The organism is Dubosiella newyorkensis (assembly GCF_001945605.1).
GTDB lineage: Bacteria > Bacillota_I > Bacilli_A > Erysipelotrichales > Erysipelotrichaceae > Dubosiella > Dubosiella newyorkensis.
Genome location: NZ_MPKA01000055.1, coordinates 39,072 through 53,426, shown reverse-complemented (window position 1 = coordinate 53,426; position 14,355 = coordinate 39,072). Strand labels below are relative to the sequence as shown.

Below are 14,355 nucleotides of genomic sequence, written 5' to 3'. Positions count from 1 at the left end.
ACAATGTATTCATTCATACAAAGCAGGAAATCAGTGCGAGGGTCAAAGAATTCGAAAAATGGGTCAATCAGCGCCCGTACCAAGTCATTGATCGACTTTGTTTGGCTTATTAAAGGCAATATATATAGTTCTGGCCTAAATCGATAGTCCTTCACATGAATATGATCAATATAAGGATATAGAGCTTCTAATTCTTCTAAAAGCGACCAAGATTTATAAGAGTCCGGAACGAGATCCTTTTCTGCTCTGAACGAATTGGCCGGATCCCACAACAAACGCAAAGATTCTTGATTGACAGCCTTGATGATGCGAAGCGTCATCTCGCCCTTTGGACAATGCGAATACGGACAATTTTCTAAAACGAATACGACACCTTCCTCTTTGCCGATCGATGCGATACGCTTCATCGCAGCAATGATCGTTTCAAAATCTTTCTCTGAACCATACGGACCTTTCCGATTGTCTGGATACCGAAACGGAAAGATCCGAATATTAGGAGCGCCTAATTGTTTCGCGATCTTCGCTGCCCTTCGAGCCATCCTGAAATGCGTATCCAAATCGCCCTCGGTCGCGAAAAACGACGGATTGAAGAGCGAAACTTCATCTCCCTCATATAAAGGACACAAAAAACAAATCGTCGAAGCGATATTCGACACCCTCATCCCATAACGATCTAAAAGCAACTTGATTTGAGAAACCTCTTCATCCGTACACGCTTCAATGCTCTTACCAAAAACATTATGAAGCTCGACTGAACGATAACCCATCTTTTGGATCTCCCGCAAAGCCGTTTCTAGATCCGGATGAACTTGATCCGTAATGATTGAACGTTCCATGCTGCACCTCGCTTACAGCTAAATGGTATATCATTATCACGAACAAAACTAGTCGAACATATCCTTTTTCTTAAAAATAATAATAGCGATCACACACGCGACGATCGCTAACGTCAACGGGAACCAAGCATACGGTTCGATCAAGCCTTCCACATTCATGCCATAAAAGCCAAAGATGATATTTGGAAGCTCGACCACTAAAGTGATGACAGCCAATATTTTCATGACAATATTCATATTATTCGAAATGACATTCGCAAACGTTGCCATCGTACTCGATAAGATGCCCGAATAAATGCTACACATCTCGATCGCCTGCTTGATCTCGATCATGACATCCTCTAGCAGATCTTCATCATCCTCGTACAATTTGATTTGACGCCCCCGCATGATCTTAGACAGCGTCGATTCGTCCGATTTCAACGAAGTCGAAAAATACACGAGCGACTTTTCCAAACCAAGCATCTCGATCAACTCTTTATTTTGCGCGGACTTGTACAACTTTTTCTCCATTCTCGAAGAAATCCGGTCGATCTGACGCAAATAGATCAAATACTTTTGAGAGATCCGCAATAGAAGCGTCAATAAAAATCTAGTTTTCAATCTCGTATCGACCCCTTTGATATGGCCAGAAGCCATATCGCTGATATTTTGATTTTCATGCAAAGAGATCGTCACGATATAGCCTTTCAGCACGACGATCCCGATTGGCATCGTTGAGTATTGAACGCTCATTTGCTCTCCATTGCGATCGATCGAAAACCGTCTTGTCTCATCATTCACATTTGGATAGTCAAAGATCACCAGCGTTTGGTCCGCGTCATCATCATAATCGATGTGGGCGCTTTCTTCCTCATCCAAACTCGATTTAACGAACTCAGGAAGAACACCGATCTCATGGATCAAGAAATCTCTTTCCTCACTCGTTGGAGCGACAGCGCTGATCCAGCAACCAGGCATGGGCGCGTCGATCTTTTCTGTCTTCCCAGTTTCATTTGTCTTATAAAACTCTAACACATTCTCCTCCTAACTACGGAGGATTCAAAGGCGTGCCTCCGCTCAACCTATCGATCTATGCCTATGTTCAAAAGGGTCTGGAGACATTCAGCCACCTTCTTTCTGTTTTGTATTGTATCATCAAACCAAAAAAAAAGCGAAATACTGTATTCCGCTTTTTAAACTCTAATTCATAAGCCATGTTCTGTTCCGGCAAGCCGGCGACAGTTATTTATCTATGCTTTCGCATCCAACTTCGACTTCCTGATTCGTCTCCATCGGTTCCCCTACCAAATTTGGGTTTCTCGCTTGCGGGGTTTACCCGTTCCACCTCTTATGTTTCCATAAAAGCTCGTCTCTGTGGCACTTTAAGAAGCGCAACCATAGTTTCCCTTAGGTATCTTGCTTCGCCGTCATGAAGATCATGCCTGGATTTATGACTTCATCCAGCACAAACACTACGATCATCTCAGATCGTGCGAGCATGGACTTTCCTCTAACTATATATAAATAGCCAGCAACTGTCGAATTAGAATTTCATGATTTCTATTGGTTGAATACCGCTTTTTCTAATCGGGCAATTCGTTTCAAAATATCCACTTGATCGGAATTCGCATTGATAAAATCCGAGTTCTTTTGTTCTTGGAGATTTTGATTCTCTGTCTGCAAAGCGAAAACTTGCTGTTGGAGTTCCTTGATCTTCGCTTCATAACGAGTCAAAGCGCTCCCAAGCTCTTCGATCTTTTCATCGTAATTTTGATAATCCTCGATGACTTGATCTAAAAACTCATCCACTTCACCTGGAGCATATCCTTTCAAGTCCACGTGGAATTCCTTTTCATAAATTACTTGTGCCGTTAAATTCATATCTTTAGCCATTGTGAACCTCCCCGATTCTAACTTCTATATTATGCATAAACTCACATAAAAAATCAACAATAAAAAGCCGTTTTCCAAGAACAGTAATTTGAAAGACCTACTACTTTTCGATATAATATCAGAGATGAGTACGATCAATTACCCAAACGGGATGAAGCCGTATCCAAAAGAGAAAAACTTAGATAACCATTCAAAACGCGGTGCTGACCTGGAAAAGGAAATCAACCTTTCCAACACCTATTATCGTGATCTCGATATCGCTTTGATCTATAAAAAACCGACGCCTGTGCAAGTTGTGCGCGTCGATTATGAAAGCAGGAACAAAGCCAAGATCACAGAAGCGTATTATCGAACGCCATCAACGACCGACTACAATGGGATCTATCGAGGCAAATACATCGACTTTGAAGTAAAAGACACAAAGAACAAGACAAACTTTCCGCTGCAAATGGTGCACGACCACCAGATCAAACACCTTGAAAAAGTCGAACAACATGGCGGGATCGGTTTTTTTATCATTCGCTTTTCCTATCATGGCCAAACTTTTCTTGTGGACGCACCCACACTCATCCAAAAAATCAAATCAACCAACAAATATGCGATTCCCTACGAGTGGTTTTTAGAACACGGAAACCTCATCCAAGAAGGGCTCTATCCGCGATTACAATATTTGAAAGTTGTAGATGCTATCTATTTTAAGGAGGATTCTTGATGCCGGAACCAGCACACACAACCCCTTCGCAGCAACCTAAAAAGAAACGCCGAAAGCTAGACATCTGGAATAAGATCGCCGTCTGCGTCTTGACGCTGTTCTTGGTTGGCTGCATTTCCGTATTTTTTATACTCGTCAATATTATTAATGATCCCGAAGGCATGCGTTTTTCCCAAGACGGATTGTCGACCCTATCCAACTCGCGGATCTTTGACGCGAGCGGAAATCTCGTCTACGAATTTGGCGACGAGATCCGCGAAGACATCACCTATGAAAAGATCCCGCAATCTGTTGTGGACGCCTTTTTGTCGATCGAAGACTCGCGCTATTTCGACCATAACGGATTTGACTTGCCGCGCTTTATGGCCGCGGCGATCGCCAATCTAAGAAGCGGGAATTTCTCGCAAGGCGGTTCGACCCTCACGATGCAGATGATCGATAACGCCTTTACGAAAAACCAAGAAGCCAAGCTCGAAAACGAAGGCAAATTGAATAAATTCGCTCAGATCAAGTTAAAGATCCAAGAAATCTACCTATCCTTGATCGCCGAGCAAAGCATCAATAAAGAAGATATCTTTGAATTTTACGTCAACCGGATCTGGTTTGGCTCCGGAAACAATACACGAGGCATCCAAAAAGCCTCCCAATACTATTTTGGCAAAGACGTTTCCCAGCTCAACTTAGGGGAAGCCGCCTTCTTGGCTGGCGCCATCAACGCCCCTTACAACAACAATCCGATCAACAACGTGAATGGTCCAGCCGAAATCGATTTCCTCAAACAAGCCACAGAACGAAGAAATCTAACGCTGAAGCTCATGCTTCAGCATGGCTACATCACCGAAGAAGAATATGAGCTAGCCAAAAACACACGACTGGAATTCGCGCTCAAATCATCGGAAATCGTTTCCGAAGATCCAAACGAAGCGTATATCACCCAAACAATCAAAGAATGTAAAACGCTCACCGGCCAAGATCCATCCATTATCCCAATGGATATCTACACCGCCCTCAACGCGGACGTTCAAAAACAAGCCGACGAAATATGCAATGGAAACATCGTTTCCTTCCCAAATGAAGCGTTCGACATCGGATTTGGTATCGTCGACAACACCAATGGCGAGATCATCGCCGTCGCGCCAGGAAGACGCTATCATAGCGACGAAACCAAGATCGACAACTCGACCGACCGGTATTCTCCAGGATCGACGATGAAACCCCTTCTCGCTTACGCCCCGACTTTCGATATTTTAGGCTGGGCGACAAGCCATACCGTCAACGATACGCCAAAAGATTACTTCACGACAGGAAGCAATCTACAAAACTCCGATCGAACCTATCAAGGAAGAATGTCACTGACAGACGCCGTCGGTGTATCGAAAAACACGACAGCGGCCGCCGCGATGATCGACCTTGTAAAAGCGACCGGCTATGATTATTGGAAAGAGTATTGCCAAAAACTTGGCTATGATGAAGACGTGTATTCTCAATTCGTCGAACAATATTGTATTGGTGGCGCCGACATGCAGGCTTCGCCGATCCAGCAAGCAAGCGCCTATTCGATCTTCGCCAACAAAGGGCAGCGCATCAATTCACACAGGATCCGTAAAGTCGTACGCCGCGCAGACAGCGTAGAAATCGGCGCAAATACGCAAGCCAATGAATTGATCTCCGAACAAGCCGCCTTTATGATGTCGACGATCTTAGAAAAAGTCGTTACCGGCAACTACAACAACTACAACCAATATCTGAAATCAGATTATCCAGTCTACGCGAAATCAGGAACTTCCGACTGGTCGACCGATGGTCTTCAATACGGTATCCCATTAGGCGTGATCAAGGATGAATGGTCTGTAGGCTATACAAGCCAATATACGATCGCAGTCTGGTCCGGCTATACTCGACCATACCAGCAGCAAGGTTACTACATTGATATTGCTCAGCTCAATATGGCGACCGCCTTCCACATTTCTAAATATATGCTTGATTATTGCCAGCAATATGGCAATTACCAAGCGATCCCAAAACCAGATCTAGTGTCGGATTATCGCGGAGGTTATATCAAGAGCGAATATTTAGAGCGTGGCGATGCCAATTCAAGCCACGAATCCACGTATGATGAAAAAACGGCTTGCCAAGCGCAAGGCGGCACATGGGATAGCGAAGATGGCATATGCATCACCTATAAAGAAGAAAACACCAACGAGACCGCCTGCACGGGCAGCGGAGGAAGCTGGGATGGCGGGGCATGTTCTTGTCCAGAAGGCTATGTATTGAATGGCAACGCTTGCCAAGCTGTTGAAGAAGAAAAACCAGAAGAACCAGAAGAGCCAGAAGAAACCGATCCGATCCAAGAGTGCATCAGCAATGGCGGAACGTATTGGAATGGAGTATGCAGCTATGACCAAACGACTCCACCAGATCAAGGTGGAAACACAGGAGGAGATGGAAGCGATAATTCTGGACAATTGGGTGGCGACACAAACACCCCAGCCCCAGATCAAACGACCCCGCCAAGCGGATTCATCTATCCATTTTTCAAGCGATTCTTTGAATAGCCAAAAGCAAGAGATTCGATTCTCTTGCTTTTTTTTGCGCAAAAAAAGCGAGGACCTCATCGGTTCTCGCTCGTTCTTAATATTTGATTCGCTTCCTCGATCATCTCTTGGGAAGGCTCTTTGACGCCCTCGAATGGATAAGGCATTCCTAGCTCCTTCCACTTATAGACCCCAAGGGTATGATAAGGAAGAACTTCTACCCGTTCAACATTGGCTAAAGAATCTACAAAGTCCGCCAATCGAACGAGACGACCTTCGACTTCAGAATAGCCTGGCACGAGTACGTGACGGATCCAAACCGGTTTATGAATAGAATCCAAATACCACGCAAACGAAAGGATATTTTCATTCCCATGCCCCGTTAAATCTTGATGCGCCTTCGAATCGATCGATTTGATATCTAAAAGCACTAAGTCCGTCACCTTCATCAACGCTTCGATCTTTGAAAAATAAGGCTCATCGTAAGTGAACGGCTGCCCTGAAGTATCTAGTGTGGTATGGATCCCCGATTCTTTCGCTAAAGTGAACAGCTCGATCAAAAAATCGATCTGCAGAAGGGGTTCGCCCCCACTCACTGTGATTCCGCCACTTTTTCCCCAATAACTCCGATAACGGAGCGCCTTTTTCAAAAGCTCGTGGGCGCTTGTTGTTGGTGTTTGCGTCTTCCAAGTATCGACATTGTGACAAAATTTACACCGCATCGAACACCCTTGCAAGAAGATGACAAAACGAACACCCGGACCATCCACCGAGCCAAACGTTTCGATCGAATGGATAGCGCCTAAATTCACCATTATAGAGAACTATGACACGTTCTAGAAATCACATCCAATTGCTGTTCTCGTGTCAAATCGATAAACTTAACCGCATACCCTGAAACGCGGATCGTAAAGTTGGCGTACTCTTCTTTTTCTGGATGCTCCATCGCATCGATCAATTTCTCGACCCCAAAGACATTCACATTCAAGTGATGCGCTCCCTGGTCAAAATACCCATCCAAAACATGGACCAAATTCTCGATCCTTTCAAGCGGATCATGTCCAAGAGCCGATGGATTCATTGTCTGTGTATTGGAAATACCATCCAAAGCATATTCATAAGGAAGCTTCGCTACACTATTCAAAGAAGCAAGCAAACCATTTTGCTCCGCCCCATAGGCAGGATTCGCTCCAGGCGATAAAGGCTCGCCCGCTTTTCTTCCATCCGGAAGGGCGCCTGTCGCCTTGCCGTACACGACATTCGAAGTAATCGTCAAGATCGAAGTTGTAGGCTCCGAATTCCGATATGTATGATGCTTGCGGATCTTCTTCATGAACTCTTTCAGCAGCCAGATCGCGATCTCATCCGCCCGATCGTCATCGTTTCCATAACGCGGGAAATCGCCTTCGATCTCGTAATCGATGACCAATCCATCCTCGTCGCGGATCGTTTTGACTTTCGCATATTTAATCGCTGAAAGCGAATCGACCACATGCGAGAATCCGGCGATCCCTGTCGCGAACGTACGACGAACATCGGTATCGATCAAAGCCATCTGCGAAGCTTCATAATAATATTTATCGTGGAAATACTGGATCAAATTCAAAATGTTGACATAAAGCCCTGCCAGCCATTCCATCATTTGATCATATTTATGCATGACCTCTTTATAGTCTAGATACTCGCTCGTGATCGGCTTGTATTCAGGACCTACTTGCATCTTCGTCTTCTCGTCCACGCCACCATTGATCGCGTACAAAAGACATTTCGCCAAATTGGCGCGAGCGCCAAAAAACTGCATTTCCTTTCCTGTTTGGGTCGCGGACACGCAACAGCAAACCGCGTAATCATCGCCCCATTCGACACGCATCACTTCATCGTTTTCATATTGAACCGAGCTTGTATCGATCGAAACCTTGGCCGCGTACAGCTTGAAAGGCTCTGGCAGCCTCGATGAATAGAGCACCGTAAGATTTGGTTCTGGACTTGGCCCCATATTTTCGAGCGTATGCAAGAAACGGAAGCATGTTTTCGTGACCATAGAACGGCCATCCGTTCCTAGTCCTGCCACATCGAGGGTCGCCCAAACTGGATCGCCCGAAAAGAGCTGATTGTAGCTAGGAATACGAGCGAATTTTACCATCCTGAATTTCATCGTCATATGATCGATGATCTCCTGCGCCTCTTGTTCTGTGAGTGTTCCTTCTTTCAGATCGCGTTCAAAATAAATATCGAGGAATGTCGAGATCCGACCAACGGACATGGCCGCTCCATTTTGTGTCTTGATCGCCGCCAAATACCCAAAATAAAGCCATTGAGCCGCTTCCCTAGCGTTGTTGGCCGGCTTTGAAATGTCGTAGCCATACATTGCCGCCATTTCCTTCATCCCTTTGAGAGCTTTGATTTGTTCTGCGATCTCTTCGCGCTGACGAATGACATCGTCGCTCATGACGCCATCCCCACAATAGGCTAGATCTTCTTCCTTTTCCTTGATCAAGAAATCGATCCCATATAACGCGACACGACGATAATCACCCACGATACGCCCTCTTCCATACGTATCTGGCAAACCAGTGACGATCTTATTTTTCCGCGCTAAACGCATCTCTGGCGTATAGGCACTAAACACCGCATCGTTATGCGTCTTGTGATATTTTGTAAAGATCTCGTGCAGCTTTTCGCTTGGTGTATAGTCATATGTCGTACAAGCTTCCTCGCTCATGCGGATTCCACCATACGGCATAAAAGCGCGTTTTAATGGGCGATCGGTTTGCAGACCGACGATCTGCTCAAGCTCTTTGAGCTCTTCATTGATATATCCAGGGCCATAGGCAGTCAAACTTGAAACGATTTCAGTTTCCATATCCAGAACGCCGCCTTTGGCCCGTTCTTCCTTTTGGAGTTCCTGCAGCTTTGACCAAAGCGCATTCGTCGCTTCTGTAGGGTCGCTCAAAAACGTCTCATCGTCATCATAAGGCGTGTAGTTCTTTTGAATAAAATCTCTAACATCGACTTCCTCTTGCCATTTCGTTCCTTGAAAAGAGCGCCATTGTTCTCTCATGTATTTCCTCCCTCATTTATAGTTACCTTTCTAATATAAACGAGAACTAACTCTCTTGTAAATACTCAGAGTCGATCATACGCTTCTTTGATTTGTTCTAGGCCTTTTTTCAAGATCGAACGCGGACAAGCTACATTGAATCGCTCAAAACCTTCGCCCCTGGCGCCAAAAATATACCCTTCGTCCAGCCAGACATGCGCTTGATGAAGCATGAAGTCTTCCAGTTCTTTTGCGCTCATCTTCAACGCTCGAAAATCGACCCACACTAAATACAATCCTTGTGGCTCGATCACCTTGACCATCGGCATGTTCTCTTCAAAAAAGCGCTTCATAAATTCGATGTTTCCTTGTAAATATTCAAGGAGCGCATCGACCCATTTTCCTCCATACGTATAGGCGGCTTGACAAGCAGCCATCCCAAAAATATTAGGATCTGTCACACCATTTCTCGCTTTGACTTCTTTGAATTTTTCTCGCATCTTTTCATTGGCGATGATAATATTCGAGGTCCACAATCCAGCTAGATTGAATGTTTTCGAAGGCGCGGTGCAGACGATCGAAAACTCTTTGAACGATGGATCCACTTCATAAAACGGAATATGGACGTAGCCAGGATAGACAAAATCCATATGGATCTCATCAGAAACGACCTTCACCCCATGTTTTTGGCAAATCTTTCCCATTTCCAGCAAATCCGATTTAGACCAGACAACACCGAGCGGATTATGAGGATTGCATAAAATAAAAAGCTTCACCTCGTTTTCAACGATCTTTTTCTCAAAAGCCTCCATATCGAGCGAATAGGCCGTCCCGTCAAAATCCAGAGGGATCTCGACGACCTTTCTTCCATTAGATGTGATCGCCAAATCAAAAGGATAATAAACCGGTTTCATGATCAACACCGCATCGTTTGGCTTAGAATACGCCTGAACAGCCAGCTTTAAAGCCGGGACCACCCCTCCTGTGCATACGATCCACTCTTTCTCGATCAAAAAGTCATGCCGCTTTTTCATCCAAGACTGAACCGCCTTTAAATAAGGATCCGTCAAAATCGGATATCCATAGATTGGATGGTTAGCGCGCTCGATGATCGCCTCCCGAATTTCAGGAAGCACTTCAAAATCCATATCCGCCACCCACAGAGAGATGAGCGCGTCGTCTTCCTGATGAGCCGCATCGTATTTCGCGCACCCCGTTCCTTTTCGCTCCACTACTTTATCAAAGTCATACATCTTCCAAATTCTCCTTCTTTTTTTTATTATACGAAACGAATTTTTCATAAAAAAGGGAGTTTGAGCAAAAGAAACACCGTTTCAAAAGAACGACACGCAAAAAAAAGCCGACCGAAGTCGACTTGTCTTTTACAAATGGCGCCTGAAACAAGACTCGAACTTGTGACCTGCCGGTTAACAGCCGGATGCTCTACCGACTGAGCTATTCAGGCATTCCTGTTTGCCTAGTAATAATACCACGCATCCAAGATCAATGCAACTAGCAAATTCTTTTTTTATCCAATTCACCAAAAAAAAGCCGACCAAAGTCGACTTGTCTTTTACAAATGGCGCCTGAAACAAGACTCGAACTTGTGACCTGCCGGTTAACAGCCGGATGCTCTACCGACTGAGCTATTCAGGCATTCCTGTTTGCCTAATAATATTAGCATCCGAAAACGAAGCCGTCAACGACTTTGTTAAGAATATTACGAGGCATCTCTTCAAAAGTATGCTAAAATCACAACCGAGGTGATACTATGGTCAAAGCCATCATTATGGATATGGATGGGACGCTGTTGGACGCCAACAATACGATCCTGCCAGAAACAAAACAGAAATTACTCGACTTGCAAAAACAAGGAGTCCGTTTGATCTTAGCGAGCGGACGCTCTTACACTCGCCTGCTCCCTTATGCCAAAGAACTACAAATGGATCAATATGGCGGCATGCTCATCGAAGTAGACGGAATCGCCTGGTATGATTTGCAAAACAACGAACGCCATGTTCTAAGAAGAATGACACCCGAAGAAATCCGCTCGATCATGCAACATCTCATGAATCTAGATTGCGAATCGATGGCCTGCTTTGATGACGGTCTCTATGACTATATCCCTGCATCGCTGATGGAGCTCAAAAAGAAGCTCCGCAAAGAACAAAAGCTTCCCGCCGATTTTCCTTGGACAGCCGGCCCTTGGGGATGGCTAGCCGACCTGAGAGATGGCTATCCAAACATCACATACATCGACGATGCGATGCAAATCAAAAAAAACATCAACAAACTGCAGATCATGCAAGAAGAAGAAGCGCTCAAAAAGATCTATGCCGAGCTCAAGCACGAATATGGAAACTGTTTTGAGATCTTTAGAACTTGCCCGCGTCAGCTCGAAGTGCTTCCAAAAGGCTACAACAAAGGAAAAACACTTCAATATTTAATGAAGCTCAATGGCTGGAACAAAGATGAGGTCCTCGCTTTTGGCGATGGTGAAAATGACGTATCCATGTTTGAAGTCGTCACAAATTCGTTCGCGATGAAAAACGCCAGAAAGTTCATCCAAGAACAAGCCGCCAACATTACGCCAGCGACCAACAATGAAAACGGAATCGCGAAAGCACTCGAACAATATATGCGCCAAGCGCGTTAAGAAAGGAATTTATGTCGTATCTACTTTTAATTTTAGGAATGGCCTTGATGATCAAGGGCGCTGATTTCTTCGTGGACGGAAGCGCTTCGATCGCCTACCAATTCAAGATCCCGACGATCATCGTCGGCTTGACGATCGTCGCCTTAGGAACCTCGCTTCCAGAGCTGAGCGTAAGCGTAACGGCTTCGATTGCCGGAAACAACGAGCTCGCCCTCTCCAATGTGGTCGGTTCCAATATTTTCAATACACTTGTGGTCGTCGGATGTTCGGCGATCATGCGACCTTTCTTGATCAATCGCAAAATCGTCTCCCGCGACCTATTATGCAATATCGCCATATCATTCGTTCTCCTTTTGGCCATTTTGAATGGTAATCTTTCAAAACTCAATGGCATCGTCTTTTTGATCATCTTGGCCGCCTATATTACGATGTTGATCAAAAGCGCGAAACAAGAAGGCGAAGAAGAAAGCCAAGGCGAAGAAAAAAAGATCCTCCCGCTTCCAAAAAGTCTGATCCTGATCGCGATTGGCGTGGCTGGAATTATTTTAGGGGGAAACTTAGTCGTCGACCATGCCACGATCATCGCGCGAATGCTTGGAATGTCCGATACCTTTGTCGGCTTGACGATCGTTTCGGTAGGAACCTCGCTTCCTGAACTCGTTACGAGCGTAGTGGCGGCCAAAAAAGGAGAAAGCGGACTTTCTTTAGGAAACGCCCTAGGAAGCAACATCATGAATATCACATTCATTCTCGGCCTTGCTTCCCTTTTTACACCAATAAAGGTCACGATGTTCAATTTGATCGATATATGCATCTTATGTCTGATCGCTATCTTATTGTTCGCAATGGCAAAGATCAGCGAGAAAATGTCCCGTTCGCGAGGGATCCTCTTTTTGGCTTTATATATTTTGTATATGATCTACATCGTCGTCCGATAAAGGAAAAGGCAATTTTCAGTCTTTTCCTTTTTTTGAGCGCACAAAATTCAGTAGCAATTATTTCTAGTATTCTGTATAGTAAAAAAAGATCAAGAAAGAGGTGGAATTATGAATTGGCTTAGTTTAATCGGGATCGTGATCGTCATTCTTGGCTTCGCGCTCAAATGGAACTCGATCCTTGTGATATTGCTCGCTGCTAGCGTAACAGGCTTGGTAAGCGGTATTTCGCCAGTCGCATTATTAGAAACGATCGGGACCACGTTTGTTGCCAATCGCAATATGGCGATCTTTATTATCGTCATGCTTGTGACAGGAACATTAGAACGCAATGGCTTGCGGGAAGCGGCAGCCGGATTGATCGGAAAATTCAAAGGAGCGACAAGTGGCGTCGTGATCGGGATCTATGGAGTCATGCGGGCAATCTTCGCGGCCTTCAATGTTGGCTTTGGTGGCGTAGCCGGCTTTGTTCGTCCTGTCATCATGCCTATGGCAGAAGGAGCTATCAAAGCGCGCGGCCACGAACCGAACGAAGACCATATGGAAGAACTTAAAGGAATGGCTTCCGGCATGGAAAATATTACTTGGTTTTTTGGACAAGTGCTCTTTGTGGGCGGATCGGGCGCTTTGCTCGTGCAAGGAACTTTAGAAGGCCTAGGGATCCATGTGGAATTGATCGATCTTGCGCTCGTGGAAATTCCTGTATGTGTTATCGCGACGATCTTAGCGATCCTATACTACTACATCAAGGATCGCCAGATGCTTAAAAAATATTATAAAGACGAGCTTGGAAAGGATGGTCTGCAATGAGCTTTTTTACGAACCCTGAAGTCGCGTTCAGCGCGAAAGTCATGGAGATCATTTATATTTTCATGGGTGCGATGTGCATCTATACCGCATTCAAAAATTTTAAAGACAAGGAAAATCCTTCACAAATTGGCACATTTATTTTTTGGTTCTTGCTTGGGATCATTTTGGCGCTCGGCCAATGGCTTCCTCCTCTTGTTTCGGGCATTCTTGTCGTTTTGATGTGTTTGCCAGCGATCTTCAAAAAAGTGTCTAAAGGACAAGTCGCCGTACCGACAATGGAAGAGACACAGGCGAATTTTGAAAAGATCGGAATGAAGATCTTTATTCCCACTTTGTGTATTGGCTTGTTCGCGATCCTATGCGCGATCACGGGTCTTGGCGTTGGACTTTCCGCTTTGAATGGCGTTGCGATCGGGGTTGTCTTGGCGATGATGATCTTGATGCTCCAAAACAAAAACAACACATTCAAAGTATTCATGAACGATTCAGAGCGAATGCTTTCTGTCGTTGGTCCTCTATCGATGCTGCCGATGCTTTTGGCATGTCTTGGCGCTGTCTTTACACAAGCAGGTGTCGGGGATGTGATCGCACAAGTCGTAGGAACGATCATTCCAGAAGGAAATGTGACGATCGGCATCATCGTCTACGCGATCGGAATGATGCTCTTTACGATGATCATGGGCAACGCGTTTGCGGCCATTACCGTTATGACCGTCGGAATCGGCTATCCATTCGTGCTCGCTTATGGAGCCAATCCAACCGTGATCGGGATGCTCGCCTTGACATGCGGATATTGCGGAACCTTATGCACGCCCATGGCCGCCAATTTTAACACCGTGCCTGTGGCGCTGCTGAATATGAAAAAGCAGTTTGGCGTCATTAAAAACCAAGTCTTGATCGCGGGAATCATGATCGTCGTCCAAATCATCATGATGATCGCGATGCAATAGAACAAGG

The 14,355-nt window shown here is 45.2% G+C and carries 12 protein-coding genes, 2 tRNA genes and 1 other RNA gene; 6 read left to right on the top strand and 9 right to left on the bottom strand.

What is annotated here, in order from left to right; all coding sequences use genetic code 11:
• From BO225_RS03985 to BO225_RS03970, 4 genes are all read right to left on the bottom strand, one after another.
• Positions 1-836, bottom strand: an 836-nt coding sequence (locus BO225_RS03985; RefSeq protein WP_076340979.1) for a sugar phosphate isomerase/epimerase family protein, incomplete at its 3' end; no start/stop codon positions are given.
• Between the two features lie 48 nt (positions 837-884).
• A complete protein-coding gene (locus tag BO225_RS03980; protein ID WP_076340978.1) occupies positions 885-1,853 on the bottom strand; it encodes a magnesium transporter CorA family protein in 969 nt (322 codons plus the stop codon).
• A gap of 168 nt (positions 1,854-2,021) precedes the next feature.
• Positions 2,022-2,365, bottom strand: an RNA gene (gene rnpB, locus BO225_RS03975) — RNase P RNA component class B.
• Positions 2,366-2,378: 13 nt separating this feature from the next.
• The gene (locus BO225_RS03970; protein WP_076340977.1) at positions 2,379-2,711 is read right to left on the bottom strand and encodes a DivIVA domain-containing protein; all 333 of its coding nucleotides are present in this window, start codon (positions 2,709-2,711) and stop codon (positions 2,379-2,381) included.
• A gap of 124 nt (positions 2,712-2,835) precedes the next feature.
• Between BO225_RS03970 and recU the strand changes: the two genes are divergently transcribed.
• Positions 2,836-3,423: a Holliday junction resolvase RecU gene (recU, locus tag BO225_RS03965; protein ID WP_076340976.1), complete on the top strand. Its 588-nt coding sequence runs from the start codon at positions 2,836-2,838 to the stop codon at positions 3,421-3,423.
• Positions 3,423-5,978, top strand: a complete 2,556-nt coding sequence (locus tag BO225_RS03960) for a transglycosylase domain-containing protein (protein WP_076340975.1) — start codon at positions 3,423-3,425, stop codon at positions 5,976-5,978. The genes recU and BO225_RS03960 overlap by 1 nt, the downstream gene beginning before the upstream one ends.
• A 56-nt stretch (positions 5,979-6,034) precedes the next feature.
• On the opposite strand, the gene pflA is transcribed toward BO225_RS03960, so the two are convergent.
• From pflA to BO225_RS03935, 5 genes are all read right to left on the bottom strand, one after another.
• Positions 6,035-6,772, bottom strand: a complete 738-nt coding sequence (gene pflA / locus BO225_RS03955) for a pyruvate formate-lyase-activating protein (RefSeq protein WP_076340974.1) — start codon at positions 6,770-6,772, stop codon at positions 6,035-6,037.
• Positions 6,772-9,018 (bottom strand): formate C-acetyltransferase, encoded by a 2,247-nt coding sequence (gene pflB / locus BO225_RS03950; protein ID WP_076340973.1) that lies wholly within the window; start codon positions 9,016-9,018, stop codon positions 6,772-6,774. Before pflB ends, pflA begins: the two co-directional genes overlap by 1 nt.
• Before the next feature lie 65 nt (positions 9,019-9,083).
• Complete coding sequence (locus BO225_RS03945) at positions 9,084-10,250, bottom strand: MalY/PatB family protein (protein WP_076340972.1); 1,167 nt, start codon at positions 10,248-10,250, stop codon at positions 9,084-9,086.
• Positions 10,251-10,386: 136 nt separating this feature from the next.
• Positions 10,387-10,462: transfer RNA gene (locus tag BO225_RS03940), tRNA-Asn, on the bottom strand.
• 115 nt (positions 10,463-10,577) lie between these two features.
• Positions 10,578-10,653 (bottom strand) — tRNA-Asn (locus BO225_RS03935).
• A 115-nt stretch (positions 10,654-10,768) separates the two neighbouring features.
• On the opposite strand from BO225_RS03935, the gene BO225_RS03930 reads away from it, so the two are divergent.
• The 4 genes from BO225_RS03930 (at position 10,769) to BO225_RS03915 (ending at position 14,348) form a co-directional block, all read left to right on the top strand.
• The gene (locus BO225_RS03930; RefSeq protein ID WP_076340971.1) at positions 10,769-11,653 is read left to right on the top strand and encodes a Cof-type HAD-IIB family hydrolase; all 885 of its coding nucleotides are present in this window, start codon (positions 10,769-10,771) and stop codon (positions 11,651-11,653) included.
• A gap of 11 nt (positions 11,654-11,664) precedes the next feature.
• The gene (locus tag BO225_RS03925) at positions 11,665-12,591 is read left to right on the top strand and encodes a calcium/sodium antiporter (RefSeq protein WP_076340970.1); all 927 of its coding nucleotides are present in this window, start codon (positions 11,665-11,667) and stop codon (positions 12,589-12,591) included.
• Positions 12,592-12,699: 108 nt separating this feature from the next.
• Positions 12,700-13,398 (top strand): DUF969 domain-containing protein, encoded by a 699-nt coding sequence (locus BO225_RS03920; RefSeq protein WP_076340969.1) that lies wholly within the window; start codon positions 12,700-12,702, stop codon positions 13,396-13,398.
• The gene (locus BO225_RS03915; RefSeq protein WP_076340968.1) at positions 13,395-14,348 is read left to right on the top strand and encodes a DUF979 domain-containing protein; all 954 of its coding nucleotides are present in this window, start codon (positions 13,395-13,397) and stop codon (positions 14,346-14,348) included. The genes BO225_RS03920 and BO225_RS03915 overlap by 4 nt, the downstream gene beginning before the upstream one ends.
• Positions 14,349-14,355: the final 7 nt, after the last annotated feature.

Excerpts from the sequence above, each read along its gene's own strand:
- BO225_RS03970 (WP_076340977.1), bottom strand. The coding sequence starts at position 2,711 with ATGGCTAAAGATATGAATTTAACGGCACAAGTAATTTATGAAAAGGAA.
- recU (WP_076340976.1), top strand. The coding sequence starts at position 2,836 with ATGAGTACGATCAATTACCCAAACGGGATGAAGCCGTATCCAAAAGAG.
- BO225_RS03960 (WP_076340975.1), top strand. The coding sequence starts at position 3,423 with ATGCCGGAACCAGCACACACAACCCCTTCGCAGCAACCTAAAAAGAAA.
- pflA (WP_076340974.1), bottom strand. The coding sequence starts at position 6,772 with ATGGTGAATTTAGGCGCTATCCATTCGATCGAAACGTTTGGCTCGGTG.
- pflB (WP_076340973.1), bottom strand. The coding sequence starts at position 9,018 with ATGAGAGAACAATGGCGCTCTTTTCAAGGAACGAAATGGCAAGAGGAA.
- BO225_RS03945 (WP_076340972.1), bottom strand. The coding sequence starts at position 10,250 with ATGTATGACTTTGATAAAGTAGTGGAGCGAAAAGGAACGGGGTGCGCG.
- BO225_RS03930 (WP_076340971.1), top strand. The coding sequence starts at position 10,769 with ATGGTCAAAGCCATCATTATGGATATGGATGGGACGCTGTTGGACGCC.
- BO225_RS03925 (WP_076340970.1), top strand. The coding sequence starts at position 11,665 with ATGTCGTATCTACTTTTAATTTTAGGAATGGCCTTGATGATCAAGGGC.
- BO225_RS03920 (WP_076340969.1), top strand. The coding sequence starts at position 12,700 with ATGAATTGGCTTAGTTTAATCGGGATCGTGATCGTCATTCTTGGCTTC.
- BO225_RS03915 (WP_076340968.1), top strand. The coding sequence starts at position 13,395 with ATGAGCTTTTTTACGAACCCTGAAGTCGCGTTCAGCGCGAAAGTCATG.